22 protein-coding genes are annotated in these 26,655 nt (G+C 66.0%); 4 read left to right on the top strand and 18 right to left on the bottom strand.

Annotation, left to right across the window (positions count from 1 at the left end):
• Positions 1-27 precede the first annotated feature (27 nt).
• From rutA to R9J51_RS22165, 15 genes are all read right to left on the bottom strand, one after another.
• Positions 28-1,107, bottom strand: a complete 1,080-nt coding sequence (gene rutA, locus R9J51_RS22235; protein WP_179562982.1) for a pyrimidine utilization protein A — start codon at positions 1,105-1,107, stop codon at positions 28-30.
• Between the two features lie 26 nt (positions 1,108-1,133).
• Positions 1,134-2,549, bottom strand: a complete 1,416-nt coding sequence (locus tag R9J51_RS22230; protein ID WP_179562984.1) for an amidase — start codon at positions 2,547-2,549, stop codon at positions 1,134-1,136.
• A 142-nt stretch (positions 2,550-2,691) separates the two neighbouring features.
• Positions 2,692-4,839 (bottom strand): TonB-dependent receptor, encoded by a 2,148-nt coding sequence (locus tag R9J51_RS22225; RefSeq protein WP_179562986.1) that lies wholly within the window; start codon positions 4,837-4,839, stop codon positions 2,692-2,694.
• Positions 4,840-5,273: 434 nt separating this feature from the next.
• Positions 5,274-8,369, bottom strand: coding sequence for an efflux RND transporter permease subunit (locus R9J51_RS22220; RefSeq protein WP_179563123.1), 3,096 nt, complete (start codon positions 8,367-8,369; stop codon positions 5,274-5,276).
• Positions 8,369-9,316, bottom strand: a complete 948-nt coding sequence (locus tag R9J51_RS22215; protein ID WP_432788037.1) for a hypothetical protein — start codon at positions 9,314-9,316, stop codon at positions 8,369-8,371. Before R9J51_RS22215 ends, R9J51_RS22220 begins: the two co-directional genes overlap by 1 nt.
• A gap of 76 nt (positions 9,317-9,392) precedes the next feature.
• Positions 9,393-10,427 (bottom strand): TolC family protein, encoded by a 1,035-nt coding sequence (locus tag R9J51_RS22210; RefSeq protein ID WP_432788036.1) that lies wholly within the window; start codon positions 10,425-10,427, stop codon positions 9,393-9,395.
• 486 nt (positions 10,428-10,913) lie between these two features.
• A complete protein-coding gene (locus tag R9J51_RS22205; protein ID WP_432788035.1) occupies positions 10,914-11,096 on the bottom strand; it encodes a hypothetical protein in 183 nt (60 codons plus the stop codon).
• Between the two features lie 212 nt (positions 11,097-11,308).
• Positions 11,309-11,833, bottom strand: a complete 525-nt coding sequence (locus tag R9J51_RS22200) for a TonB-dependent receptor domain-containing protein (RefSeq protein ID WP_432788034.1) — start codon at positions 11,831-11,833, stop codon at positions 11,309-11,311.
• Positions 11,761-12,078 (bottom strand): hypothetical protein, encoded by a 318-nt coding sequence (locus tag R9J51_RS22195; RefSeq protein ID WP_432788033.1) that lies wholly within the window; start codon positions 12,076-12,078, stop codon positions 11,761-11,763. The genes R9J51_RS22200 and R9J51_RS22195 overlap by 73 nt, the downstream gene beginning before the upstream one ends.
• Before the next feature lie 61 nt (positions 12,079-12,139).
• Positions 12,140-12,508 carry a hypothetical protein gene (locus R9J51_RS22190; RefSeq protein ID WP_432788032.1) on the bottom strand — a complete coding sequence of 123 codons (369 nt, stop codon included), beginning with the start codon at positions 12,506-12,508 and terminating at the stop codon, positions 12,140-12,142.
• Entirely contained in the window at positions 12,505-13,275 is a 771-nt protein-coding gene (locus tag R9J51_RS22185) for a TonB-dependent receptor plug domain-containing protein (RefSeq protein WP_432788031.1), read from the bottom strand. The genes R9J51_RS22190 and R9J51_RS22185 overlap by 4 nt, the downstream gene beginning before the upstream one ends.
• 31 nt (positions 13,276-13,306) lie before the next feature.
• The gene (locus tag R9J51_RS22180; RefSeq protein WP_432788030.1) at positions 13,307-13,696 is read right to left on the bottom strand and encodes a phosphatase PAP2 family protein; all 390 of its coding nucleotides are present in this window, start codon (positions 13,694-13,696) and stop codon (positions 13,307-13,309) included.
• Positions 13,684-13,998: a hypothetical protein gene (locus R9J51_RS22175; protein WP_432788029.1), complete on the bottom strand. Its 315-nt coding sequence runs from the start codon at positions 13,996-13,998 to the stop codon at positions 13,684-13,686. Before R9J51_RS22175 ends, R9J51_RS22180 begins: the two co-directional genes overlap by 13 nt.
• A gap of 156 nt (positions 13,999-14,154) precedes the next feature.
• The gene (locus R9J51_RS22170; protein WP_432788028.1) at positions 14,155-15,531 is read right to left on the bottom strand and encodes an ATP-binding protein; all 1,377 of its coding nucleotides are present in this window, start codon (positions 15,529-15,531) and stop codon (positions 14,155-14,157) included.
• Between the two features lie 10 nt (positions 15,532-15,541).
• On the bottom strand, positions 15,542-16,234 hold the full coding sequence (locus R9J51_RS22165) for a response regulator transcription factor (protein ID WP_179562994.1): 693 nt from the start codon (positions 16,232-16,234) through the stop codon (positions 15,542-15,544).
• Positions 16,235-16,396: 162 nt separating this feature from the next.
• On the opposite strand from R9J51_RS22165, the gene R9J51_RS22160 reads away from it, so the two are divergent.
• Positions 16,397-18,070, top strand: coding sequence for a family 43 glycosylhydrolase (locus tag R9J51_RS22160; RefSeq protein ID WP_179562996.1), 1,674 nt, complete (start codon positions 16,397-16,399; stop codon positions 18,068-18,070).
• Positions 18,071-18,079: 9 nt separating this feature from the next.
• On the opposite strand, the gene R9J51_RS22155 is transcribed toward R9J51_RS22160, so the two are convergent.
• The 3 genes from R9J51_RS22155 to R9J51_RS22145 form a co-directional block, all read right to left on the bottom strand.
• The gene (locus R9J51_RS22155; protein WP_179562998.1) at positions 18,080-19,654 is read right to left on the bottom strand and encodes a tetratricopeptide repeat-containing sulfotransferase family protein; all 1,575 of its coding nucleotides are present in this window, start codon (positions 19,652-19,654) and stop codon (positions 18,080-18,082) included.
• A gap of 50 nt (positions 19,655-19,704) precedes the next feature.
• Positions 19,705-20,586 carry a sterol desaturase family protein gene (locus tag R9J51_RS22150; protein ID WP_168557129.1) on the bottom strand — a complete coding sequence of 294 codons (882 nt, stop codon included), beginning with the start codon at positions 20,584-20,586 and terminating at the stop codon, positions 19,705-19,707.
• A 125-nt stretch (positions 20,587-20,711) separates the two neighbouring features.
• A complete protein-coding gene (locus tag R9J51_RS22145) occupies positions 20,712-23,159 on the bottom strand; it encodes a TonB-dependent receptor (RefSeq protein WP_349237544.1) in 2,448 nt (815 codons plus the stop codon).
• A 731-nt stretch (positions 23,160-23,890) separates the two neighbouring features.
• Between R9J51_RS22145 and R9J51_RS22140 the strand changes: the two genes are divergently transcribed.
• The 3 genes from R9J51_RS22140 (at position 23,891) to R9J51_RS22130 (ending at position 26,651) form a co-directional block, all read left to right on the top strand.
• Positions 23,891-24,973 (top strand): putative urea ABC transporter substrate-binding protein, encoded by a 1,083-nt coding sequence (locus R9J51_RS22140; protein WP_179563000.1) that lies wholly within the window; start codon positions 23,891-23,893, stop codon positions 24,971-24,973.
• Positions 24,974-25,047: 74 nt separating this feature from the next.
• Complete coding sequence (locus R9J51_RS22135) at positions 25,048-25,863, top strand: ABC transporter permease (RefSeq protein WP_168557127.1); 816 nt, start codon at positions 25,048-25,050, stop codon at positions 25,861-25,863.
• Positions 25,860-26,651, top strand: coding sequence for an ATP-binding cassette domain-containing protein (locus R9J51_RS22130; RefSeq protein ID WP_168557126.1), 792 nt, complete (start codon positions 25,860-25,862; stop codon positions 26,649-26,651). Before R9J51_RS22135 ends, R9J51_RS22130 begins: the two co-directional genes overlap by 4 nt.
• Positions 26,652-26,655: the final 4 nt, after the last annotated feature.

Genomic DNA, 26,655 nt, shown 5'->3' with positions numbered 1-26,655 from the left:
TCTTCAAGCCACGTCCCAGGTATCGATTTACGCGTCGACCAACCGGTCGGCGCGGCATGCCATCTGCGGCTGGATCTTCTGGCCAAAGGCTTCGATCCCGCTTTCGAAATCATCGAACGTCAGCATGATGCCCTTGGTGCCGGGAATGGCGGCAGCTTCGTCCAGCATCCGCGCGACATTGGCGTAAGAGCCGATGAACGTGCCGATGTTGAAGTTCACCGCCCCCTCGGGCAGGTTGATGTGGCGTGCCGTGCTGTCGCTGCCGGCGGTGGTGTCGGCCTGGCCCTGGTCATACATCCAGGCCAGCGCATCGACATCGGCGCCGGCGCGGTAATGCTCCCAGCGGGCAAAGGCCGCTTCGTCGGTTTCGTCGGCAATGACCATGCACAGGATATAGGCGCCCACGTCGCGCCCGGTCTTCTGCGCGGCCTGCATCAGGCGTTCCACCTGCCCGGCATGCTGCGTCGGCTGGTTGATGCCGCCGGCGGTAACGAAGTTGTAGTCCCCGTAGTTGGACACGAATTCCATGCCCCGGTCGGATTGCCCGGCACCCACGATCGGGATCGCGGCCGAAGGCTTTGGCCCCAGGCGGCAATCGTCCATCTGGAAGTGCTTGCCCTTGAAACCCGATTGGCCCTGGCCCCACAGGTCTTTCATCACCTGCACGTATTCGCTGGCATAGTCATAGCGATAGCCGAAATAGGCGTCGCCCGGCCACAGGCCCATCTGGTCATATTCGCCCTTGGCCCAGCCGGTGACGATGTTGACGCCAAAGCGGCCTGGCGCCACCGAATCCGCCGTCACCGCCATGCGCGCCACCAGCGCGGGCGGCAGTGTGAGAATGGCGGTGGAGGCAAACAGCTTGATCTTGCTGGTTACTGCCGCCAGGGCGCTCATCAAGGTAAAGCTTTCCAGGTTGTGGTCCCAGAACTGCGTCTTTCCGCCAAAGCCACGCAGCTTGATCATCGAAAGGGCAAAGTCGAAGCCATAGCCTTCGGCAGCGAGCACCAGTTTCTTGTTCAATTCAAAGCTCGGCATGTATTGCGGGCTATTGGCGGAAATCAGCCAGCCGTTGTTGCCGATGGGAATAAAGAGACCGATATCCATGGACGTGCTCCTGAAAGATGGACGGTTTAGGCAAAAGGAGAGAGATCGGGGCGTCGCGCCAGGAAGCCGGTTGCGCGCTCGTGCGCATCGCCCGCGCGCAGCAAGGTGGCTTCGGCCAGGGGCGCACCGATCAGTTGCAGCGCCAGGGGCAGGCCACGCGCATCGAACCCCATCGGCGTGGCCAGCGCGGGAAAGCCGAGCATGGAAATCGGCCGGGTCAGGGCGGATATTTCGGCAATCATCGCCTGCATCGCGGGCCCGGCGGCTGCCTCGACCGTCGCGGCCAGCGGCACCGGCTTGCGCATCAGCGGCGTGAGCAGGAGATCGGCCTCGGCCAACGGTCCGCCCAGCATGGCCGCCCGCGCCGCATCGCGTGCCAGCAGCGCGGCAGCATAAGTGTCGGCATCGACGCGGGCTCCGTCCAGCAACCGGTTGCGCACTTGCTCGCCATAATCGTCGGGCCGCGCGGCCAGCGTACGCTGGTGGACGCGCGCGGCCTCCGGTGCCCAGATTTCGGCGGCGATGCGCGCATGGCTGGCCTGGTCGGGCATGGTGACGGTGCGTACACGCGCCCCCGCGCCTGCCAGCACCCCGGCCGCAGCATCGAGCGCCGCAGCCACTTGCGGGGCAAGGTCTTGCAGGAAATGGCGATCGGGCAGCCCGATGGTAAGGCCACTGAGATCGTTCGTGCCGCAGCCCAGCGCGGCTTCGTAATCGGTGCCGTTGGCGGCCAGCACGGTGAGCAATCGTGCCAGCGCGCGGCTGGACGTGGCGATCGGCCCGGCGGTGTCGAGCGTGTGCGACAGCGGCATCATGCCGGCGGCGGGCAACAGGCCGTTGGTCGGCTTGAGCCCCGCCACCCCGCAAATGCCGGCGGGCAGGCGGATCGATCCACCGGTGTCCGATCCCAGGGCGCCCGTCACGATGCGTGCGCCGACCGCCGCGCCCGAACCCGACGACGATCCGCCCGAAATCGCCGGACCATGCCACGGGTTGCCACACCGCCCGAGGTGCGCGTTGTGCCCGGTGGGCCCCAACGCGAATTCGGCCATGTGCAGCCGGCCGATGGTGATGGCGCCGGCCTTTTCCAGTCGCGCCACCAGCGGGCTGGTGTGGTCGGGCCGGTGGCCGCGCCAGATGCGCGATCCCGCCTCGGTCAGGGCGCCGGCACGATAAAACATGTCCTTGTGGGCCAGGGGCAGGCCATGCAGCGGCCCGCGCACATGGCCTTGGGCGTGTTCGCGGTCGCAGGCATGGGCTTGCGCCAGCGCGCCGGCTTCATCGAGCTCGACCACGGCATTGAGGCCCGGCACGGCCCGAGCCCGGGCGAGTGCAGCTTCCACGGCATCGACCGCACGCACCCGGCCGCCCACCAATGCCTCGCTCAACGCGACGAGATCGTCGGCGATCGCGCGGTCCCCGCAAAGCACTTCACCAGTCATGCCACACTCCGCCAGCAATGCGCCCGGCGCGCACGGTGTCGCGCCCCGTGCGCGCGATGGCGTCGCCAGGTGCAACCGGGTGTGTGCGGGCAGGCAAGGCGCGCGGGCCGGGCCAAAGGCGGCCTGCCCCGCGCGCAAGGGATCAGAACTTGTAGGCGATCCGCGCGCCGTAAGTGCGCGGCGCAGCGAACTGGACCAGATAGCCCCCGGCATAGCTGGCTTCGCCAACCGATGTCAGGATCGTGTTGTTCTCGATGTTCCGCACATAGGCGGTGATCGTGTAGGGGCCGTTGTCCGGCGTCCAGGTCAGTTGCGCGTCGGTCTTGAAATAGGGGTCCTGGCGCTCGGCCGCGGTGTTGTAGACCGTGAAATAGGTGCGCGTGACATAGCGCGTCTGCACACGCGGGGTCAGCGTGCCGCCCGGCAGGTGGATGTCCTGCTGGATGCCGCCGGCCAAAGTCCACTTCGGCGCCTGGGGCAGCGTGTTGCCGGCCAGATCGTTGGCCGCCGGACAGGGATCGGTGGTGATCGTGCAGAAATCGACATAGCGGGCATGCAGATAGGCCGCGTTCAGATCGATCTTGGTGCCGGGCGTGGCCAGCCAGACCACTTCCGCTTCCCCGCCATAGACATGCGCCTTGCCGGCGTTGAGCGTATAGACCAAGGCCGTATCGGGGTCTTCCACCTGGGCCTGAAGCCCCGAATAGTCATAGTAGAAGCCGGTCAGGTTGACCTGCAGGGCATTGCCCAGGAAGCGGTTCTTGCTGCCCACTTCATAAGCGATGATCTTTTCCGGGCCAAAGGAATTGGTGGTGGTATAGCCGCCGGCCTTATAACCCTTGTCGACCTTGGCATAGAGCAGGTGGCCGGGGCTGATCTTGTAATTCAGGCCGAAATGCCAGGTCACCTGGTTGCCCGAATAGACGTTGTCGAGATCGGAATAGGTCCCGGCGATGATGTTGTAGCCGCGCTGGTACTTGTCATCCTGGGTATAGCGGATGCCGGCCTCGGCCTTGAGACTATCGGTCAGGTCATAGCCGACCTGGGCAAAGGCAGCCTTGGACCGCGAACCGACGTTGTAATCGAACGTGTAGAAGTTGAACGGATCGGGGCTCAACCCGTGGACCTGGAAATAGGTGTTGAGCGCGTCGGTTTCCTTGAACGCATAGGCACCCAGTTGCCAGGTCAGGCCGTGGGCGTTGTTGGAACTCAGGCGCAGTTCGTAGTTCTGGTCCTTGACGTTCTCGTTCTGCTGGAAGCCATAGTTGTAGCTGGTGCCGCCATCCTGGTCGTTGTCGCGATGCAGCACCGACTGCTGATAGCCGCCAAAGAAGCTGAGCGTGGCAAAATCGAGGTCATAGGAAATCGCCGTGCGCACGGCCTTGGCGGTGATATCGGTATAGCCCTGGTGGTTGACGTTCCAGGTCTTGGCCGATCCGATCGTCAACGTGCCGTCGCTGTTGAGGCCGGAATAGGGCACGCCCTTGATCACGGCGCCTACGCCGCCGACGTCCACATACTCGCCGGTGACCAGGATCGACAGGCGCGGCGTGGGCTTCCACAGCACGTGCAGGCGCGCGCCGCTGGTATCGTTGTCATCGCCGCCGCGATAGCCGGGATTGGTGCGATAGCCGTCACGGGTCTGCCGGGTGCCGGCCACGCGCACGCTCAGCGTGTCGGTCAGCGGAACGGTCATGCCCGCTTCCAGGTTGAGCGTGCCATAATTGCCGATTTCGCCTGCCGCGTTGAGGCTGAATTTGTCGCCGGGCTTGACCGACTGGATGTTGACCGCGCCGGCCGTGGCGTTGCGACCATAGAGCGTGCCCTGCGGGCCGCGCAGCACTTCCACGCGCTCCACGTCGAACAACGCGGCGTTGAGCGCAAAGGCGCGCTGGAGGTAGAAGTTGTCGATGCTGACGGCAACGGCCGGATCGCCCGTTTCCGAATAGTCGCGGCTCGAAACCCCGCGAATGGTGATCATCGTGTTGGCGTTGTTCTGGGCGATATTGACGGTGGGCGCCACGTTGGCGAGGCCGTTGACATCGCTGACCCCGTTCCTGGCAAGATCCGCGCCGGTGGCCACCGTCATGGCGATCGGCGTGTTCTGCGCCACGGAGGGGCGCTTTTCGGCAGTGACGACGATTTCACCCAGTCCGGCCGCGCCGGGCGCCGGGGCTTGCGCATCGGCCGCAGCGACGGCAGGCGGCGCGGTTTCCTGTGCGAAAGCGGTTTGCGCCGCCAGGCCAAGTGCCAGCGTGCTGACGGTGAAGAGCGCGCGAGTATGCAACATCTAACCCCCCTTATGGTCGGGCCCTGACCCGAAATGCGTTTCGTTTTCACTAGAATGTCTGATTCGCGCGCGATTGCAAGCGGTGTTCAAGTGCAGTGACTGGAGGGAATATATAAAGCGTTGAATTATATATGTAATAATGCCGACAAAAAATGAGCATCGTTTTCATTAGGGTTGCATGGCCCACGCGCACGAGCGCCGGCTATGCAGCAAAAGCACGCCAATTCAACGATTTGTGCGAGTGAAGCGAGAATGGCCCGGCGAGCGCCACGCCGGATGCTGATTCTCGCCCATACCATAGACGCGGAGGGTGTTTCGTGGCCCGCATCCCAGGCCACGCCGCCGGCAAGCCTGCGACGAGAGGTGCGAGATTATCGACAATTTATGTAATCGTTACCATCGCGGTGGCAGCGAGATTGGCGGCCGCCAGTACCCTATGCTGCTGTCTTGCGCCCGGCAAAGCGCCAACGCCAGATCAGTGCCGGCAGCAACAGCAGGGTCAGGAGCAAGGACGAGGCCAGCCCGCCCAGGATGACAACCGCCATCGGGCCCTGGATTTCGCGCCCTGACTGCCCGGTTTCGATCGCCACCGGCAAAAGCGCGAAGGCGGTGACCAGCGCGGTCAGCAGGATCGGCGTCACGCGTTCCCGCGTGGCTTCGAGCAGGGTTTCCAGCGTCCAGGGCCGCCCTTCCCCCAGCACCAGTTGATCGACATGGGCGACCAGCAGGATCGCGTTGCGCGCGGAAATGCCGAACAGCGCGATGAACCCGACGAGCGCGCCCAGCGAAACCACGCCACCGGTCAATGCCACGGCCAGGACCCCGCCCGCCATGGCCGGCGGCATGCCCGCCAGGATCAGCAAGGCAGGGCGCACCCCGCCAAAAGCCAGGACCAACAGCGCCACCATGGCAACGCCCGCCAGCACGACATGGGCGAGCAACTGGCGTTGCGCTGCGGCTGCGCCTTCGGCCGTGCCTGCCCATGACAGGAAAACGCCCGGCGGCAGGCGCACGTCCTGGCCGATGCGCGCTTGGGCATCGTGCACCACATCGGCCACGGCGTGGCCGGGCACCACATTGGCGGTCACGATCTGCCGGCGCAGCCCGCCTTCATGCGCGATCAGCGCGCGCGCTTCGCCCGGAGAGATCGTGGCGATATCGGCCAGGCGCACCGCCCCGCCCGCTGCGCCACCGGCCGAGGCGCGCACCAGGGTATCGCCCAGCGCCTCGGGATCGCGGCGCAGTTCGGGCGGCAAAGTCACCGCCACGTCGATCGCACGATCGGCCAGGACCACCTGCCCCACCGTCTGCCCGGCAAAGGTGGCGCGGATGGCATCCCCGGCATCGGCTGCGGTCACGCCGTGCAGCGCCATGCGCGCGGGATCGAGCGTAACGCCCAGCATCGGCGTGCCCGGCGCGGCTTTCATCGTCACGTCGGTGGCGCCCGGCGTTGCCCGCAGCGCCGCCGCAATGGCCAGGCCGGTGCGATCGAGCGTGTCGAGATCGGCGCCTTGCACGCTCACCGCAATCGCGGCGGTTTCGCCCGACAGGCTCTCGCTGATGCGGTCGCCCAGGAATGTGGTCACTTCCCCCTGCAAGGCCGGTGTTGCTGCCAATGCGCTGCGGATTTCCGCGAGCGCCGCATCCTCGCCGCGGCCGCCCACCGATTTGAGGCGCAAGTGAAACTCGCCCTGGCTCGGCGGCCAGGTGTCTTCGCCTGCCTCCGCCCGGCCCATCTGTTCTTCCACGCTCAAGACTTCGGGAATGGCCATGAGCCGGCGCGACAGTTGCATGCCTGACGCGCGCATCCATTCGAGCGAGGCACCCGGCGGCCCGGATACTTGCAGCACGTAATGCCGCTCGCGAAAGGTGGGCAGCAGTTCGCTGCCGAACGACAGGGTGCCGGCCAGCGCCAGCGCGCCGAGCACGCCGATGGCCCCGGCCGCCAGGCCCGGCCGCGCGCACAGCCGCCGCATCAATCCGGCATGCCAATCCTTGAAGCGTTCCAGCAGGGCCGGCTCTTCCACCGGCGTGCGCCCGCGCAACAGCATCAGCGCCAGGGCCGGCGTCACCGACAACGCTACTACCAGCGAGGCGAGCGTTGCCAGCAGGAACGAAAGGCCGAGCGGGGCAAAGAACGCGCCCTGCAGCCCGGTAAGCAGGATCACCGGCAGCATCGTCAGCGCCAGCACGAACGTGGCGTGGACCACCGGGGCGCGCACTTCGATCGAGGCGGCGGCGATGATCGCGCGGCGATCGGCTTCGTCCGTCACCCCGCGCAGGCGGCGCACGATGTTCTCGATATCGACGATCGCATCGTCGATCACCACGCCCAACGCCACGGCAAGGCCACCCAGCGTCATCGTGTTGATCGTCTGCCCGGTGCGATCCAGCACGATCAGTGCCGCCAGCAGCGAAAGCGGGATCGACACGAAGGCAATGCCCACCACGCGCAGATCGCGCAGGAACACGAGCAGCACCACCAGCACCATGGCCGCGCCGATGGCCAGGTCGCGGCCGATGCCGGTCAACGCGACTTCCACGAAATTGGCCGGGCGGTGCAGCGCGGGGTAGAGCGTCACCCCTTGGGCGCGCAGCGCCGGGGCGAGGTCATCGAGCGTGCGCTCCAGCGCGCGCGTGGTGTCGAGCGTGTTGGCGCCATACTGGCTCGACAACGTCATCAGCACGCCGGGCTTGCCCATGATCAGCGCATCGCCCACCGGCGGCGCGGCGCCATCGGCCACTTGCGCCACGTCGCCAATGCGCACCGTGCCGCCCGGCCCGGTGGCCAGCACGGCAGCCGCGATCTGTGCGGCACTGGTTGCGCTGGGGCCGGGATCGACCAGGATGCGCTGGTTGGGCGTATCGGCAAAGCCGCCGCCATTGACATTGACCGCTGCGCTCACCGCCTGGCCCAGATCGGCAAACGTCAATCCGCGCGCCAGCAGGCGGGCAGGGTCGGCGCGCACTTCGATGCGGCGCTGCTCTCCGCCAAACACATTGGCGCGCGCCACGCCCGGCACCGACAGGAGCCGCGGGCGGATCGTCCATTCGGCCAGATCGCGCAACTGCATCGGCGAAAGCCGCGTGGACACCAGCCCGATCTTGAGCAGGTCCATGGTCGAAGACACCAGCGGCGTCAGGCGTGGGGTATCGACGCCAGGGGGCAGGCGCGGAATGGCATCGGCCAGCGCTTCGGACACCTGCTGGCGCGCGCGATAGGCATCGTTGCCCTCGCGGAACGTGATGTCGATCACCGACAGGCCCTGGATCGATTGCGAGCGCACCGTTTCCACGCCATTGGCACCGTTGATCACCGCCTCCAGCGGGCGGGTGACGAGCATTTCCACCTGTTGCGGGGAAAGGCCCGGTGCCTCGGTCTGCACGCTGGCCTGTGGCGGCACGAATTCGGGAAACACGTCATAGGCCGTGGTGCGCAGGGTCTGCACGCCCAGGGCCAGCAGCACCACCGCGCCCAGCAGCACGAGCCAGGGGTGGCGCAACGATTGCCGGACCAGCGCGGACAGCATCACTCGTCCCCGGTGGCCGGCGCAGGAGCGGCATGGTCAAGGCCCAGCAGCGTACCCGCGCCGGAAGCCACCACGCGATCGCCCGGCTGCAGCTTGCCCGATGGCACGAACCAGCCCTGCGGCCCGGCTTTGCCATCTTCCAATGGCACGCGTTCAAAACGGTTTTGCGCGCCCGCCCGCCACACGAAAAGCCCGGCATCGGCGCGCACGATGGCGCTGCGCGGCACCATGACGCCGGCGCGCACCGGCCCGGCTTGCGCGGTGCTGGCGGCCAGGATGCGCCCGACACCCACTCGCGCGGCCTGCGGCCCGGTCAGCAGCGCCAGCGCGCCGCCACTTTGCAACTGCGTGTCGCCCGCCGCCGCCGGCCCCAGTACGCGCACTTGCGCGCTACCGGGCGTGAGGTCCACTTGCACGGCAGCGCCGACCTGTGGCGCGCCGCCCGGAAAGTCGAGCCGCAGGATCGCCACTTGTCCCGCCGCCGCGCGCCGGGCCAGGCTTTCCACTGCGGCGCAGCCCAAGTGGGCCAATCCCGCGCCAAATTCGAAGGTCACGCGCTGGCAGGCCAGATCGCGCCGGGCGGCATCGGCGCGGGCCTGGGCCCGCGCGCTTTCCACTTCGCGTTGCGCGGCGCCGGCATCTGCCCCGGCCAGCGCGGCCAGGCGCGCGGCTTCGCTGGCCGAAGCATCGGCCGCCGCGCGCGCACTTTCGATTTCCGCGCCGATCGCCGCCAGCGGCCCGGCATCGAGCGCGCGGGCATAGCCGGTTTCCCCTTGCGCTTGGGCAGTGGCCACAAGTTGCGCCGTGGCGATCCCGGCGCGCGTTTGGGTGGCGGGATCGACCAGCAAGCCAGTCGCGTCGCTGGTCGCGGGCGTGGCTTGCGCCGCGGCTTCATCGGCGTCGGGCGTGGCATGGCCGGCCAGGCCAGCGTGAACCAACGCGCCCACGGCGCCCCCCGCCAGCAGAAGCGCAGCACACGCGGTCCAGCGGCCTAGAGCCATGGTTGCACCAATGCAGGGTCGATCACGGTTTCGGGTCCATCCAACGGCGCCGCAGCGCATCTTCCAGGGCAAGATCGGCGCTGCGCACGCGCACCAGGGCATCGACTTGCGCCAGTTGCGCTTCGGCGGCGGCGATCTGGGCGGCGGCCCAATCGGCCATGCCGATCGCGCCTTGCTTCAACTGTATATCGGCCTTGGTCGCGGCACGCGTGGTGGCGGGCAGTTCCTCGGCCCTCACCCGGGCCAGCGCGGCCAGGGCCGCAGCGCGCTCGGTCTGGGCGGTTTCGATCGCGGCTTGCGCGTTGGCCAGTGTCGATTCCAGCGTCGCGCCCGCTTGCGCGCGGTGCGCTTCTGCCGCGGCGATCCCGGCGCGGTTGCCATCCCAGGCCGGCAACGAAAGGTTGAGCGCAAAGGGCAGCTTCACCAAGCCACGCTCCCAGGTATAACCCGGCCCCAGGCTCAAGGCCGGCATGCGCTGTGCCACCTGGGCGCGCAGATCGGCTTCGGCCTGGTCATAGGCGGCCAGCGCGCGCAGCACATCGGCGCGTGCGGCAATCGATCGCGCCCGCTCGCCCGCCGGCAGATCGGGCACAGCGGCCATGGGACTGGTGAAATCAGGCCAGATCAGCGCCTGGCCGGCCAGCGCCTGCACCGGCACGCCCAAGATGCCCGCCACCGCCGCGCGTCCACCTTGCGCGCGCGCCTGGGCATCGGCCAGGGCGCGGGCGGCAGCGGCGCGCGCGGCCCGATAGGGATAGAGATCGAGCGAGGCGATTTCCCCTTGCCGCGCCCGGTTTTCCAGAACGGCGAACTGCCGGTCGCGCAGGGCCACGATGATGGTGCCCAGGCGCGCCTGTTCGGCCCCGGCCATGGCATCGATCAGCCCGCGATGCAGCGCCACGCGTTCGGCCCACACGGTTTCGGCCAGGTCCTGCCGCGCCATCACTATCGCGAGGTCCGCCTTGGCCAGTCGCGCCCCTTTCCGACCGCCGAAATCGAGTGGCAGATTGGCACCAGCGCCCAGCAACCAGGCGAAGAGGTGACGGATCGTTGGCATATTCGCTCGACAGCGTGAATGTGGGCGCTGCCACCTTGCGCGCGGCACGCGCGTCTGCCTTGGCAGAGGCCACGGCCGCCCGCGCCTGCGCCACGCGCGGGTCTTGCGCCAGAATCGCTGCGAACAACGACAGGCGATCGAGCCCGTCGGACGCGGTCGGTGCGCCGGCGCAACCGCCACGGCAATGCGCCGCACGGCGGCCAGGTCAAGCGAGGCTGCCACCCGGGCCTGGCTGCGCGCGGGCAGATCGGCCGGTACGGGCGGCACCGGCGCGCAGGCTGTCAGCACACAGGCAGCCTGCGCGCAAAGCCGCTGGCCATTGCCATCCTGCGCCAGAAAAAGCGGCTCACTGCATTCCCCCCTGCCTTGCGGGGTAACCCGCGCCGGGGCGCAAGGAAAGTGAGCATTGTGCAATGTTGTGTGCAGGGGCCACCCCGCGATGCGTCCCTTCATCCCTCGAAACGGCCCCCTGCCATGCGCATCGCATCAGAACGTGATGCGTGCGTCAACCATGAAAGAGCGCGGTGCCAGGAATTGGAACTGGTCATCCACGCCATAGGTCTTGCCGTTGGAGATCGACGTGATCGCGCGGCTGTTGAACACGTTGGAGACGGTCGCCCCGATGCGGAAGCGTTCGGCGATCATCTGGCTGATCGCGAATTCGCCCACGCTGTAGGTGCCATGCGGTAGCTGCGCGGGCCGGTGGCGCCGACCGTGGCATCGGTGGCGTATTGCGGCCGGTAAACTTCTGGTTGAACGAAACCCGCGTGCCATTGCGGTTGTAGAACGCGCCCACCGCAGCGGTGGAGAACGGTGCGTTGGCAATCTGCGCGCGGTCGTCACCGAATGGGCATAGTTGTAGGATGCGTTGGCAAACAGTGTCAGCCCCGCAACGGCATCAGGCTCACTTGCCCTTCCACGCCCTTGTAGCGGACCTGGCCAATGTTGACCAAGGCATTGGCCGGCGCCCCGGTCGACGTGTCGCTGGCGATCTTGTTGTTCACGTCGATGATATAGCCATCGACGTCCACCGACACATGGCTGCCGTGCCACACCGTGCCACCTGATAGTTGGTGGAGGTCTGCGGTTGCAGCTTTGAAAGGTTCTGCTGCTGCACCGCCTGGTCGTTGGCCGTGCCGCTGCTGGTGTAGAAGCTGGACAGGTCGGGACGTACATGCCCTGGGCATATTGGCCGTAGAACGCCAGTTGCTCGTCGCCTGCCAGTTGATCGTGGCAAACGGCAGCGTCTTGGTCCAGGTCGCCTCGGTGTCGATCGGGGTGCGGCTCTTCTGGTTGACCGGGCCACTGATCGCGCGGTTGAAATGCACGTATTTCACGCCCGGCGTAATCGCCAGCGCTTCGATCGGGTGGAACTCGAACTCGGCAAAGAGCTGTACTGGTTCCACTTCGAATATTGCAGTAGTTGACGTTGGCGAGCGCCACGCTGGGCAGCGTGGCCGTTGCGGTCACCGCGCAAACTTTTCGTTGTAGGAAGCAGCCCGGTGGTGCGGTCCAGATCGAGCCGGGCGCGATCGGTATCGGCATATTCATACCAGCCGCCCACGCGGATCTTCCCGAGCGAGAAATCGTAGTTGAGCTGGCCGATATAGCCCAGCACGCGATACTTGTTGAGCTTGTAGTAGCCCAGCACATCGGCCGGCGCGCTTACCGCCTTGTAGGGCGAAGCCGTCGTGCCCGCGCCGGTAAAGCGGTCACCACCGTGCCGGTCGTGCCCGAAAGCGTGTTGTTGGTATAGCCATACATATAGGCGCGGTTGTCCATCGACAGGCCCGCGCCAGCTTGCTCTGCAGGCGGATATACGAAAAGTCCGTGGTCTTGTCGGTGCGGTTGTACTTCCAGTAGTCCTGCTTGGTCGGATCGCTGCCCAGGCCATAGTTCAGGCCATAGGTTCCGATCTGCGAGGCGGCCGTGCAGTTGTCGGCCGTCAGCTGCGTGCCGGCGGCCAGCGCCGTGCCCCCGGTGCCGCAAGTGGCGCCCTTCTGCGAATCCGACTGGTAATAGAAGTTGCGGTTCCACGTGCTCAGCAGCGTCAGCGTATGCGCGCTGCCGATGGGGATCACCGCCTTGGCAAACAGGTTCTTGGAATTGACCGCGAATTGGTCAGTGCCCCGTCGGAGCGCAGGAACTGCCCGGCCAGCACGAACTTGGCGCCGCCCAGCTTGTCGATCTTGCCGCTCTGGAATTCGGCGCGGCCGATGAAGGTGTTCCAGTTGCCCAGCAGCCCCTGGACCTGGCCGCCCATCTCGTCCTTGGCGGCGCGGGAATACAGGTTGATGTTGCCGCCATAGGTTGCCTGGCCCAGCTGGCTGGCGTTGCCCGGCCCACGATCGACCACCACGGTCTCGATCGTGGTGGTGGGGAAGAACGCGGTGGAATGGTGCGTGGGGTTGTTGGTGTCGGCAAAGGGGATCGAGTCATAGGTGACGTTGTAATCGCCATCCTGGAAGCCGCGGATCGTGGCCTTGCTTTCGGTAAAGCCGGTGCCGTTGTTGTTGCCCGAAATCGAAACGCTGGGCGTGATCGCGATCAACTGGTTGAAATCGGACGCGGCGTTGGCGTTGTCGATGAATTCGCGGCTCACCGCGGCCTGGGGCTGCGTGGTGGTGAGCGAGGCGGCGATCGGGGCCACTTCGGCGGCGCGGCTGCCGATCACGAGGATGTCGGACGAGGTCAGCGACTGCGCGTCGTTGGCCTGGCCGGCCTGGTTGGCGGTGGTCGATTGCGGATCGGCAGAGGCGTTGGCAGCCGCAGCATCGGCGGCATGGGCGGTCGTCGCCAGCAGGCTGGACGCGGCGAGCAACGCGGCGCGGAAGGGTTGCTTGGTCATGATGTTTCCTCTTGGGACGCGGGGAAAGGGTTTACGGCCGGGGCCATTCAGCGCGTGCGGCAGCGACCATGGCGGCCAGGCGCGGATCGGTAAGCAGGGCTTGGGCAGCGGCGGTGGCCATGCCGTGGCTGGCTTCCACGTCGCTGGCATAGTGGACGCCGCAGATCTCGCGGCTCAGGCCATAATCCTGCGCGCGGGCCATCACCGCGGCGGCATGGTCCGGGGTCAATTGCGCCAGCGTCCAGGCCGTGGCCCAGGCGAACGCCGCGTGCCCGCTGGGATAGGCTTTCAGCGCGTTTTCACCCTTGCCGCAGTGGGGCAAGGCAGGATCGACCATGAACGGCCGCGCGCGGCGGAAATGATGCTTGGCCTGCGCGACCACGCGTTCCACTTCATCCTGCACCAGCGTCAACAGCGCCATGGTATGGGCAGCTTGGCCAGGTCCTGGCCCAGCGCCTGGTCGAAGATCGCCGGTTCTTCGTGCTTGCCGTCCCAATCGGCCTGTTCGCGCCGCGCCGGCGGCGTGGCGGCAATCAGCGCGCGCAGGCGATCGAGATCGAGCCGCTCCTCCACCGAACCGGGTGCGGGCGGCGGGGCAAAGGCGTGGGTGGGCGCAAAGACCTGTGCCGAAAGCCAGCGCGGCGCCGGATCGGGCGCATCGGCTGCATAGGTGGCGGGCACGGCCAGGCAGGCAGCCGCCAGCGCGGCCGCGGACCGGAACATTCGCATCGTGTGAAACCCCATTGGCGCCGGGGCCATCCCCTTGCGCCTGCCGTCCCGCTAGGCAGCGGGCATGACAGTTGTGCGACAAGCCCGGGGGCCCAGCCGCGATTCCCGGCAACATTGCAAATTGAGAATGTTGGAACCCGTTGCGGCCTTTCAACCGGGGAAGGTCATCCGCACTTCCAGCCCCGGCGCATTGTCGGCCAGCGCCAGAGTGCCGCCGTGAAAGCGCAGGATTGCCTGGGCGATCGACAGGCCAAGGCCGCTGCCGCGCCGCCCGGCGCTTTCCGCCCCGCGTTCGAACGGGCGCACCACGCGGCTGCGATCGGTCGCCCCCAGGCCCGGTCCGTCGTCGGCCAGGATCACCACGGCGCCGGTGTCCGCGCGCTCCACCCGCAGGGTGGCGGTGGTGCCCGGCGGCGTGTGCGTGGCCACGTTTTCCAGCAGGTTGACCAGCAACTGGTTGACTAGGCCGGCATCGGCCCGCACCACGGCATCGTCCAGGCGGGTAAGCCGCAAGGTGCCGCCATGATCGGCCAGCACGGGCTCCATCGTTTCGGCCACATCGGCCACCAGATGCCCCAAGTCCAGCGGCGCAACCGCCGTGGGATGGCGGCCGGATTCCAGCTCTGCCAGCCGCAGCAAGGCATCGAAAATGGCGATGACCGAGCCGCATTCGCGCTCGGCCCGCTCGATCAGGCCATCGCTTTGCGCCTCGTCACCGGGCCGGGCAGCGGCGAGCAACCCGCGCAGCCGGGCCAGCGGCGTGCGCAAGTCGTGCGCCAGCGCGCTGGAAAACTGGCGCTGCGCATTGACCAGCTCCGCCATGCGATCGAGCATGCGGTTGAGGCTGGCCGCCTGCTCGGCAAACATGCCGTCCAGCCGGTCGGTGGCAATGCGCCGGGAAAGATCGCCTCGGGCAATCGCGTCGGCGGCGGCCTGCGTCTCGGCCAGGCGCAATGCGGTCTGCCGGGCGAACAGCGTGGTCACCGCCAGCCCCGCCAAAAGCGCGCAGGCAAAGATCGCCAGCACCATCCAGGGCAGCATGGCTTGCAGGCTTTCGGCCGCTTCGCTGTGCTGCACCACGGCGAACAGCGCGCCGTCGGGCAGGCGCGTTGCGAGCGCCCGTCCCTTGTGCACCACATGCGCGCGGCTGACATAGCGGACTTGCGAAAAGCCTTGCGGCGGTGGCGGAATGCGCAGGCGCCCGGCCATCAAACGGCCATCGGGGGCGAACAGGATATAAGTGCGCTCGCTCAAGGCCTTTTGTCGTTGCCACGCCTCGATCCGACCGGCCACCACGGCACTGCTGGCCACCTGTCCGTGCTCGGCCGCCAGATACTTGGCGCTGTGATATTCCAGCGCGTCGTCGATGCGGCGGGAAATACGCTGTTGCGCCACCAGGAAGACCACCAGGCCCATTGCCAGCATGGCCAGCGCAAATAGCGTGCCGAACTGGATCGCCAGGCGCCCGATACCGAGGCGCGCAATGCCCAGTCGCGCCATGGCAGAGGGGAAAAGGCGGCCCTTCACGTGCGCGGCTTCAGGCACACAGGCCGCTGCGCAGCACATAGCCATGGCCGCGCTGCGTTTCGATCGGGTCGATACCCAGTTCCAGCAACCGCGTGCGCAGCCGGCTCATGTTGCTTTCCACGATGTTGGTCGTGGGGGCAAAGGCATAGCCCCAGACATGCTCTAGCAGCATGTCGCGCGTCACCACTTTGTCGGCGTGGCGCATCATGTGCGCCAGAAGCGAATAGAGCTTGCGATTGAGCAGCGCCTGCCGCCCATCGAACCCCGCGCAGTGGCGCGAGGGATCAAGCACCAGGCGCCCTACCGCCAGGCCCGCGCCTTCGGGTTGGACCGGGCGGCGGCGGGTGATGGCGTTGAGCCGGGCAAGCAGTTCTTCCATGGCAAAGGGCTTGGCCAGGTAATCGTCGCCGCCTGCTTCCAGCCCCTCGATCCGGTCGGCCAGCGAACCCAGCGCGCTCAACACCAGCACTGGGGGCCGCGCTTCGCCCGCCGCGCCCAGTGTGTTCAGCGCGCGCAACACCTCGAGCCCGCCCAGATCGGGCAGCATGCGATCGAGCACCACCGCATCATAGCGGGCCCGCGCCATGCAATCGAGCGCCGCCTGCCCGGTGGCCGCATGGTCGGCCGATCGCCCGGCACCACGCAACCCGTCGAGCACATGGGCCGCAATCACCGGATCGTCTTCCACCACCAGGCAATGCATCGCCACACCCTCACGCAAAGCGCAGAGATTACGGCAGCAATGTTGCAACAGGGTGACGAACCACGCGCCCCGCCGGCTTTGGCGCTGGCGCGTCTGCGCGCTTGCCAAGCGGCGCACCTCGCGTCTAAAGTAGAGTATAAGTTCTAATTAGGAGAGGCTTTGATGGAATCCCGCCGTGCCGCGATCAAGATCGCGCTTGCCAGTGCCGCCGCGGCCTGTGGCACCCAGGGCACGCGGGCCATGGCGGCCCCTGGCGGCCGCAGCCAGGCTGCCGACGCCGCGATCCCTGGCGCGACCGGTGCCACTGTCTGGCCGCGCGGAATCGAAGGCCAGCGCAAGGCGGATCTGGGCAACGGCTTCTATCTCAACCCGATTCTCTCGGGTGACTATCCCGATCCTTCGGTCCTCAAGGACGGCGACGACTACTACATGACGCATTCCTCGTTCGATGGGGCGCCCGGCCTGCTGATCTGGCATTCGCGCGACCTGGTGAACTGGCGCCCGCTGGGGCCGGCGCTGGCCAAGCCACTGGGCACGGTCTTTGCGGTCGACATCGCCAAGCACGGCGATCGCTATTTCATCTATATCCCCTTCATGAAGGCGCCGTGGTCGCCGCCGTTGCGTGGCTTTGCCAATATCTACGTGATCCATGCGCCATCGATGGAGGGTCCGTGGAGCGAACCGATCGACCTGGGCGTGCAGGACCTGATCGATCCCGGCCACGTGGTGGGCGAAGATGGGCAACGCTACCTGTTCTTCAACGAAGGCAAGCGCGTGCGCCTGTCCGCCGATGGCCTGGCCACGGCCGGCCCGGTCGAAAAGGCCTACGAAGCCTGGCACTATCCCGAGGACTGGATCACCGAGGCGTGGTCTCCCGAGGGACCCAAGCTGTTCCGCCGCGGGCCCTGGTTCTATCTGGTCAATGCGGTGGGCGGCACCAGCGGCCCGGCCACCGGCCATATGGTGGCTGTGGCGCGCGCGCGCTCGGTCAACGGTCCGTGGGAAAATTGCCCGCACAATCCGATCGTGCGCGCCCGTTCCGACGCAGACCTTTGGTGGTCGCGCGGCCATGCCACCTGCGTGGAAGGGCCGGGCGGGCAATGGTACATGGTCTATCACGCCTATGAAAACGGCTATCAGACGCTGGGCCGGCAGACGCTGCTCGAACCCATCGCGTGGACCGACGATGGCTGGTTTCGCGCCACCGGTGGCGATCTGTCGCGGCCCCTGCCCAAGCCTGCCGGCACGGCAGTGCCCCACGGCATGGCGCATTCCGACGATTTCCAGCATGAGGCGCTCGGCCGGCTATGGACACTCTATGCCAGTGCGCCATCTGACAGCGCGCGGGTGCGGATTGCCGACAAGAGCCTGGCACTCCAGGCCAAGGGCAGCGGCCCGCACGATGGCACGGTGCTGACGCAGCAAGTGGGCGATCGCGCATTCGAAATCACCGTGGATGTGGAACTGGTGGGCGAGGTGCAAGGCGGGTTGCTGCTGTTCTTCGATGACCGCCTCTTCCTGGGCATGGGCCTGGATGGCAAGCGCATGATCACCTATCGCGGCGGCAAGGCGGCCTATTGGCAGGAACCCGCCCCGCCTGCACGGCGCATGCAGTTGCGCATCACCAGCGCGGACCAGGTGGTGACTTTCCACTACAGCCTCGATGGCCGCACCTGGACACGCCACGCGGTGCGCACATATGTGGCCGGCTATAATGCCAACACGATGGACAATCTGTTGAGCCTGCGCCCCGCGCTGTTCGCCGCCGGCAAGGGCCAGGCCGTGTTCCGCGCGTTCCGTTACCGCGCGCTCGATCCCGCTGCGCCGCCGGCCTGAGCCGCAAGCTCAGGTAACGGTTATGCCCTCGCGGGCAAAATAGGCGGCGACCGGGGCCAGCGCCGCTTCGTGCCGTTTCCACCGCGCCAGTGCATCGCGGTAGAGCGGCCGGCGGACCTGGGCCGCGCTGGGCGTGGACACCGGCGCGGCATTGCGATGGAAATCGAGGCAGGCGGCATCCCATTCCAGGCCACAGTGTTCCAGCATGCGGCGCGTGACGCCTTCCTGGTCGGCCACGAGGTCTTCGTATTGCACGTCGAGAATCCGGCCCGGCAGCGCCTGGTGCCAGAATGCCATCAGGCGGTCGAAGCGCACGTAATACCGCGCGATGTCCATCAGGTCATAGCTGTAGTCGTAATAGCGCGAGGTGATCGCGAAGAGGTTGCGAAAGTTGCTCAGCACCGTGTCCATGGGATGGCGGCGCAGGCATATGATGCGCGCGTTGGGAAAACAGCGGGCCACTATCCCGGCATAATGAAAATTTCCGGGAAATTTATCGACAAAGCGCAGATTGGGATTGCGGCGGTGGTGGTGCGCGCGCGCAAGGTAATCGTGGCCCACGGTGCCCAGATCGGCCTGTGCCAGGGCCGCGATGGTTTCGGGATCAAGCACGGTGCGCGTGCGCGTGCCTGCCGCGTGCTTTACCGCCAGCGGCATGGCCTGCAGTTCGCCCGCGCTTTCCACTTGCGCGTGTGAAGACGCGATGCGATCGACCAGCGTGGTGCCGGTGCGCGGCATGCCGATCACAAAGATCGGCGCCTCTGCGGGCGGCGCGGAAACGCGCGCACGCGCCAGCGCCGGCCAGGTGGCCACGATCGCATCGAAATTGGCCGCGTCCGTCTCGAAACGATAGGGCAGCCGGGCGCGATGCTCGGCATTGGCTGCTGCCAGCGCGGCAAAGGCGGCTTGGTCTTCGCCCAGATCGTCCAGTTCCTTGGCCAGGGCATAGCCCAGCAGCAAGCGATCCTGCGGGTCTTGTGCGGCCGTCAAGCGCGCGCGCAGGCGTGGCACATGGTTGGCACCCGCGCTGTGCCGCTTGAGGCTGGCAAGCAGATGGTGCGCGCGTCCGTGGCCCGGGGCCAGCGCCAGCAACGCTTCGAGCGCGGCCTCTGCCGCATCGACCGCGCCCACGAAATTGAGCGCGGCGGCGTGGTTGTAACGGTATTCGAGATTGTCGGGCTCACCCGCCACGGCATGCGCAAAGTGGGGCAGCGAAGCGGCGTGATCACCCAGGCGTGCATAGACGCAGCCCATGGTATCGCGGCTCAGCGCATCATCGGGCAGTGCACCTTCGGCATCGGCCAGGACTTGCGCTGCCGCGCTGTCCTGGCGCGTCATGATCAGCAACCGCGCCAGTTGCGCGCGGTACTCGCCTTGCGGATCGCGCGCCACGGCCGCCATGATCTGCGCGATGCTATCGCGCACCTGGCCCATGCCGGCCAGCGCCAGGCCCAGCAGGAATTGCGCCTCGGCGTGATCGGGCGCCACGGCCAGAACGGCCTGCGCGGTGCGGGCCGTGGCGGGCAGATCGCCACGCGCAAGGGCTTGGCGTGCCGCAGCGATCCCAGGGTCGGTCAAAGTCATTCCGCGCTGTGCCATGTTCGGCACGGCCGTGGCAAGCGAAGCGCCCCGGTTCAGCCCCGCACCTCTTCGCGGCGCTCGCGGCGCGCCTTGATCGCGTCGATCACCGGCACGAAGGGAAATAGGAACTGCTCCTTGATCGACAGCCGGCGGCGCTCGTCCTGCCCCACCAGCACGCCCTCGCCCTCGCGATAGGTGCCCAGTACGCGGTCGATCAGGATCATCGAGTTGGCATAGTTGCAGCGGGTTTCTTCATAGCCGACCGAGTGGTGCAGGCTGTGATGGCGGATCGTGGTAAAGAAGAACGAATAGAACGGCGGCGGATCGGCACGCACGTTGGCATGGGCAAAGCCGGCCACCACGTTGCCCACGCTGGCTGCGCACAGGATCGCCACCGGGCTGAAATCGAGCAGCGCGATCACGCCCAGGCTGATCAGGAACAGCTCCAGCGGATTGCCGACATAGCCCTTGAGCGCGTTGAGCTGGGTGATGTGGTGATGCGGCGCATGGGTGAGCCACAGCGGATGCCAGTTGTGCATCGCGCGGTGCATCCAGTACTGGCCGAATTCGAACAGGAAGAAGATCAGCGCCACTTGCGCCAGGAACGGCATTTCCCCCAGCCACGGCGTGGCCAGGCCGACGCTGGCCTTCGCCGCCTTGAGCGGGGAATCTGCAAAGTATTCGGTGGCCCAGGAAATCACTGTGGAACTGAGCACGACATAGAACGAATCCGTCCAGAACTCGCGCCAGTTCATGCGCCAGCCCTCGTGACGCTCGAACAGCCATTCGAGCAGCAGCAGCCAGGCAGAAATGGCCGTGGCCATGATCGTGAGGGTCCAGGGATAATCGACCACGCTTTTGGGCGCAAAGGCCCAGAACAGCACCACCGCCACAAGCGTGGCGGGCGGGATCAACCCGGTCAGCCGCTGTTTCATGTCTGTCCCATCCATTCCAGTTGCTTGCTCAATCTGGGATCGCGGAGAAAATCGCAGGTGCACATCGCGTGGTGGCCCGGCCCCTTGCCCACCGTCGCGCATCGGAGCCGGGCCCGATCACGGCATCACTTGTAGTGGAACGTCATTTCAAGCCCGACGCGGCGCGGCGTCAAGACACCATAGGCATAATAGCGCTCCACCACACCGGTCCGCGTGCGATTGTACGAACTTCTGTCGTTCTCGACCGCCGTGACGGCATACTTGTCGAAGATATTGTCGGCGTAGACGCCAATGTCGAACATATCGCTGTGATAGGTAACCGAGGCGCGGTGCGTGGTATAGGCCGGGATGACCTCGCCATTGCCGCGCAGGCCGACGCGGGAATAGATGTTGCCGGTATAGGTCGTGGCCCAGCTTGCCTCGATATCCTTCCCATCACCGATCGGATAAGTATAGGTCGCGCCCAGACTGCCGGCATGCTTGGTGGAGCCGGGCAGGCGATCGCCGGCATAGGCATCGTAATTGACGCCGCTGCTGACCACGATCCCCGGCGCGTCGGCCGTCAGGTGCGCATCGTTGTAGGAATAGGTGCCATCGATCGTCAGGCGCGGCGTGATCTTGAGGTGGCTGGAAAAGTCGATGCCCTTGGAAACGGCAGTGCTGCCGTTCACGGTAATGCCCACCGCGCCGTTCACCGTCTGGCTGGGCACCTGCACGCCCGACCAGGTGACGATGAAGCCGCTGAGCGTGAATTGTAGCTTCTTGTCGAACAGCGCGCCGCGCAGGCCCAGTTCGCGGTTGCGCGTCTTGTCCGGGCCGAACGACAGCTCGTTGGGCAGCGCGCAGACATTCTGCACATCCGGGTCAAGCGGCAGCACGCAAGGCGCCACGCGGTTCACGTTGCCGGTGCGATAGCCGGTGCTGTAGGTGAAATAGGCCATGAGATCGGGGCTGAACTTGTACGAGGTGTTGGCTTTCCACACGAAGCCATCGTCACCCGTCGCGCCCGACTTGATGCGCTGCGGGGCAAAGACCACCAGCGGATAAGGCGTGTAGCTGCTGAACAGCGGCGTATCGGTGCCGCCTTCGGCAAAGGCGTCATACTTGAAATAGCGCAGGCCGCCGGTGACCTGCCAATCCTTGGTGATGTGGAACGTGCCTTCGCCATAGACCGCCTTTTCCTTGGTGCGGGTGTTGACGAACGACATGTATTCCAGATTGTCAGGGCGATAGATGCCGGCAAACTCGGGATAGCCGGGCACATATTCGCGATACTGCGACCCATAGCGCTGGTTGTTGTAGAACCCGCCGATCACCCAGCTGAACGGGCCGCCGTGGGTTGAAACCAGGCGCACTTCCTCGTTGAACTGGCGATACTTGGCCGTGGAGCGGTTGTACGACGAGAAGTTGGGGAAGGCTTCATAGCCATAGTCGAGGTCCAGCAGCAGGTCGGTATTGTCGCGCTGGGTAATGATCGTCTGGTTGGTGAACGCGGTCGTCGCCACCAGCTGGGCCACGTCGAACAGGTTCACGTTGAATTCGGCCGAATAGAGATCCGACTTGCGGCTGGTCGGTTCGAGATAGCGCCACGGCGCTTCGTAATTGCCGGTACCCAGCACGCCCGCGCCATTGGCCTGGCGGCCGCCGGTCTTGGTGATCTGGTGGGCATACGTCAGGTAGAGCTTGAAGTCCGGGCTCGCCTGCAGCAGCAACTGGTTGCGCGTGGTGAAGGTGTGTTCGTAGTTCACATCCTTCTTGGAATAGAAGTTGGCTGCCCGCTGCGAGGCGCTGCCGAATGACGCATCCGATGCATCGGTGCCGCGCACCGGCTGCGGATTGGAAACGCCCGGTTCGCGCAGCAGGTAGTTGTAATCGATGAAACCGGGATTGTCGTAATAGCCCACCGTGCTGCGCAGCGCGATGTGGTCCTTCACGATCGGGATGTTGACGGTGCCATCGGCATTCACGCCAGCCTGGCTGCTGTGGCTTTCGCCAAACCAGCGGCCATGCAGGTCTACCGTGTAATGGTCCGTATCCGGGCGCTTGGGCATGTAGCGCACTGCGCCGGCCAGCGTGCCCAGGCCATAAAGCGTGCCCTGTGGCCCCTGCAGCACTTCGACGTGATCGATGTCGAGCAGCTTTAGATCGAGGTAGAGCGGCACTTCGCCCAGGTAGACGCCCACCGCGCTGTTGGCATTGGCGCCTTCGACGCTGGAATCGCCCGAATTGATGCCGCGCAGCACGATCTTGCCGGAAGAGCCAGGGCCGGTGTCCGACACCGTCATGCCGGGGGTGAAGGCCGAAAGCGACTTGATGTCGTCGATGCGCTGGCGGGCGAGTTCCTGGGGGCTGACGGCGCTGATGTTGATCGGCGCATCCTGCAGCGTGGTGGCGCGCCGCGTGGCCGTCACCACGATGTAGTTGGCGTCAGGCCCGCTGTTGGCATCCGCGCCAGCATCGGCCCCGGCATCACCAGCCGGCGCCGCCTGGGCGTGGGCCATGGCCGGCATCGCAGCACAACCGAGCAGCATCGTGGCGCCCAGCAGGTTCGTTCGGAAAGATCGCTTGGTCACTTCAGCCCCTCGTTTTGTTATCAGAAAGCCTGCGCTCCGTGACATCCCCTCCCAAGGGATCAGCCCGTTTGCCGGGCACGCACCGGCCGATTGCCGGCCTGGCACCTTGCATCGCGTCGTTGACAAGAGGGGTCGGGACTGCGGACCTTGCCAGATGCGGCGTGCCCCTGCGCCAAAGGCGCAAGGCCGCCTCGCCGCGAGGCGTGTGGAAATCCGCAGACTGTCCCATTGCCAAGCCGCGACTGGCTTGGCCAAAGGTGACCCACTCGTTGTGTTTTATTGTGTCGCCCTGAACTATCGACACCCAACACGGTACCGATATTACATATTCGGTCAAGCGTAATAATTTTCGTGTCGTTCAGTATGATTCACCCACAGGAAACATACCGGAAAGTGCCGATTTTCTCGCACTTGCGGCACGCGCCTGCCGGGCCAGACCGGCTTCTGACCAAGTGGTCATCGCATTGCCGCTGCATATTCGCGCTTGATTCGCGAATCGCGCATGCGCAAAGTGTGATCTCGGCGGGGGCGCAGATCGGCGCCAGTTTCGCGAAATGCCTTTGATAACGGCGCTTGCCGCCAGAGCCCAGCTCCTCCCTGCGCGATGCCAGTGCCCGCAGGCGGCGATGTCACGTCGATCGAGCGTTATTACAAAAATGAAGATGTGTAATATTTGCCATGGACAAGGGTGCGCTTTGCAGCGATGGTGCAGTGCGAAAGGGGCGCGAATCATGATGAAGATGATTGGCACGGCGGGTAAGATCGCACTTCTGGCAAGCACGCTGATGATGGCGTCATGCTCTTCGGCACCCGATGCCGGGGCGGCCAAGAAAACCGAATTCAACATCGGCTGGTCTATCTATGCCGGCTGGATGCCCTGGCCCTATGCCCAACAGGCGGGCATTGTAAAGAAATGGGCTGACAAGTACGGCATCAAGATCAATATCGTCCAAGTAAATGACTATGTCGAGTCGGTGAACCAATACACCGCCGGCAAGTTCGATGGCGTGACGGTCACCAACATGGATGCGCTGACCATTCCTGCCGCCGGGGGCAAGGATACCAGCGCGATCATCGTGGGTGACTATTCCAACGGCAACGACGGGGTCCTGCTCAAAGGTGCCAATTCGGTTGCCGCGCTCAAGGGCAAGCAAATCTACCTGGTCGAGCTCTCGGTGTCGCACTACCTGCTCGCTCGTGCCCTCGGTTCCGCCGGCCTTTCACTCACCGATGTCAAGACAGTCAATACGTCGGACGCGGATATCGTGAGTGCCTTCTCGAGCCCCGACGCCCAGGCGGCGGTGGCCTGGAACCCGCAGCTTTCGGTCATGCGTGGTCAGGCCGGTGCCAATCAGGTTTTCTCCTCGGCGCAGATTCCGGGCGAAATCCTCGATCTCCTGGCGGTCGATACCAACACGCTCAAGGCCAATCCCGCGCTGGGCAAGGCATTGGCGGGCATCTGGTATGAAACCATGGCGCTGATGAAGCGCCAGGACGAACAGGGCCGCCAGGCGCGCGCCGCGATGGCCAAGCTTTCGGGCGCCAGCCCCGAAACCTTTGACAAGCAGCTGACCACCACGTTCCTCTATGATCAGCCCGCCGCCGCCGTGGCCGCGGCGGACAGTCCCGCGCTGATCACCACGATGACGCGGGCGCGCGATTTCAGCTTTTCCAAGGGCCTGTTCAAGGGCGCCAGTTCGGCCGATGCGGTCGGGATGGCGTTCCCCGGTGGCAAGACGCTGGGCGATCCGGCGCACGTGACGCTGCGTTTCGATGACAGCTTCATGAAATTGGCCGCCGCCGGCAAGCTTTGACATCGGGCGGCGCCTGCGTGCGCCGCCTCATCCTCTGGCCGCGTCGATCGGCCGTTGCAACAGGGATGCACACCATGCGGTGGGTCAACCGAAACATGCGCCGCAACGACAGGATGATCGCCGGCGCCCTGCCGATCCTGGCCTTGCTGGTGGTCTATCTCGTCCTGGCGGCGCAGCGTCACGCGCTCAACCCGTCGGACAAGATCCTGCCCCTGCCCGATGCCATGGCGCGCGGTCTTTCGGCCCTGCTGTTCCAGGCCGATCCGCTGTCGGGCCACTTCCTTTTCTGGACCGACACACTGGCCAGCCTGGAACGCCTCGGCCTTGGCCTGGGCCTTGCCACGCTGGGCGCGCTGGTGGCCGGCCTGGTGCTGGGCGTGCTGCCGCCGGTGCGCGCCACGCTCGGGCCGCTGGTCACCGCCATCGCCGTCATCCCGCCGATCGCGCTGCTGCCCATCCTGTTCATCGCGCTGGGCCTGGGTGAAACGGCCAAGGTGGCGCTGATCGTGGTGGGGATCGCCCCGGCGATGATCCGCGACATCACCGACCACATCGCCAGCCTGCCGCGCGAACAGATCATCAAGGCGCAGACGCTGGGGGCCAGCAGCTGGCAGATCATGATCCGCGTTGCCCTGCCCCAGGCGATGCCGCGCCTGATCCAGGCGGTGCGCCTGGCGCTTGGGCCCGCATGGGTCTTCCTGATCTCGGCCGAAGCGATCGCGTCGGACACCGGGCTTGGCTATCGCATCTTCCTGGTGCGGCGCTATCTCTCGATGGACGTGATCATTCCCTATGTGGCGTGGATTGCGCTGCTGGCCATCGCCATGGACTTTGCCCTGTCCCAGGCAAGCCGCCGCGCCTTCCCCTGGGCCTATGGAGCAAGCCATTGACCACGCTCCTTTCGCTTCGCAATGTCTGGGTTGAATTCGGGGACAAGATCGTCCTGGAAAAGATCAACCTCGATGTTGCCGCCGGCAGCTTCGTTTCGATCGTCGGTCCCTCGGGCGCGGGCAAGAGCAGCCTGCTCCGCCTCGTGCTGGGCCAGGAAGTGCCCACGCGCGGCACGATCAGCCTGGATGGCACGGTCCTGCCGCCCGAATGCGGCCCCGATCGCGGCGTGGTGTTTCAACGCTATTCGGTGTTCCCGCACCTCACCGCGTTGCAAAACACCATGTTCGGCCTGGAATGTGCGCAATCGCCGCTGCTGGCCCGCCTGTTCGGCGCCGCCCGCCGCGCCGCGCAGGAAGAAGCCACCGCAATGCTCGAAGCCGTGGGGCTGGGCGATGCGCTGCATCTCTATCCCGCGCAGCTTTCGGGCGGCATGCAGCAGCGCCTGGCGATCGCCCAGGCCTTGCTCAAGCGGCCGCGCATCCTCTTGCTGGATGAACCGTTCGGCGCGCTCGATCCGGGCATTCGGGCCGACATGCACTTGCTGATCCGTCGCTTGTGGCGCGAACATGCGCTGACCGTGATCATGGTGACGCACGATATCCGCGAGGCGTTTTCGCTGGGCACGCGGGTGCTCGCGCTCGACAAGCGCCGCCACGATCCCCACGCGCCGCACCGCTATGGCGCCACCGTGGTCTATGACCTGCCGTTGCGCCCGCGCGAAGACGACGAGGCCGCACCTGCCCAGGCCGAAGCAGAACAGGCACCGCCGCAAAGGCTTGCCGTATGACGAG

This window comes from Novosphingobium rhizosphaerae (assembly GCF_050920675.1).
Classification (GTDB): domain Bacteria; phylum Pseudomonadota; class Alphaproteobacteria; order Sphingomonadales; family Sphingomonadaceae; genus Novosphingobium; species Novosphingobium rhizosphaerae.
The sequence above is the reverse complement of the archived record's forward strand: the minus strand, read 5'-3'. Positions and strand labels throughout refer to the sequence as shown.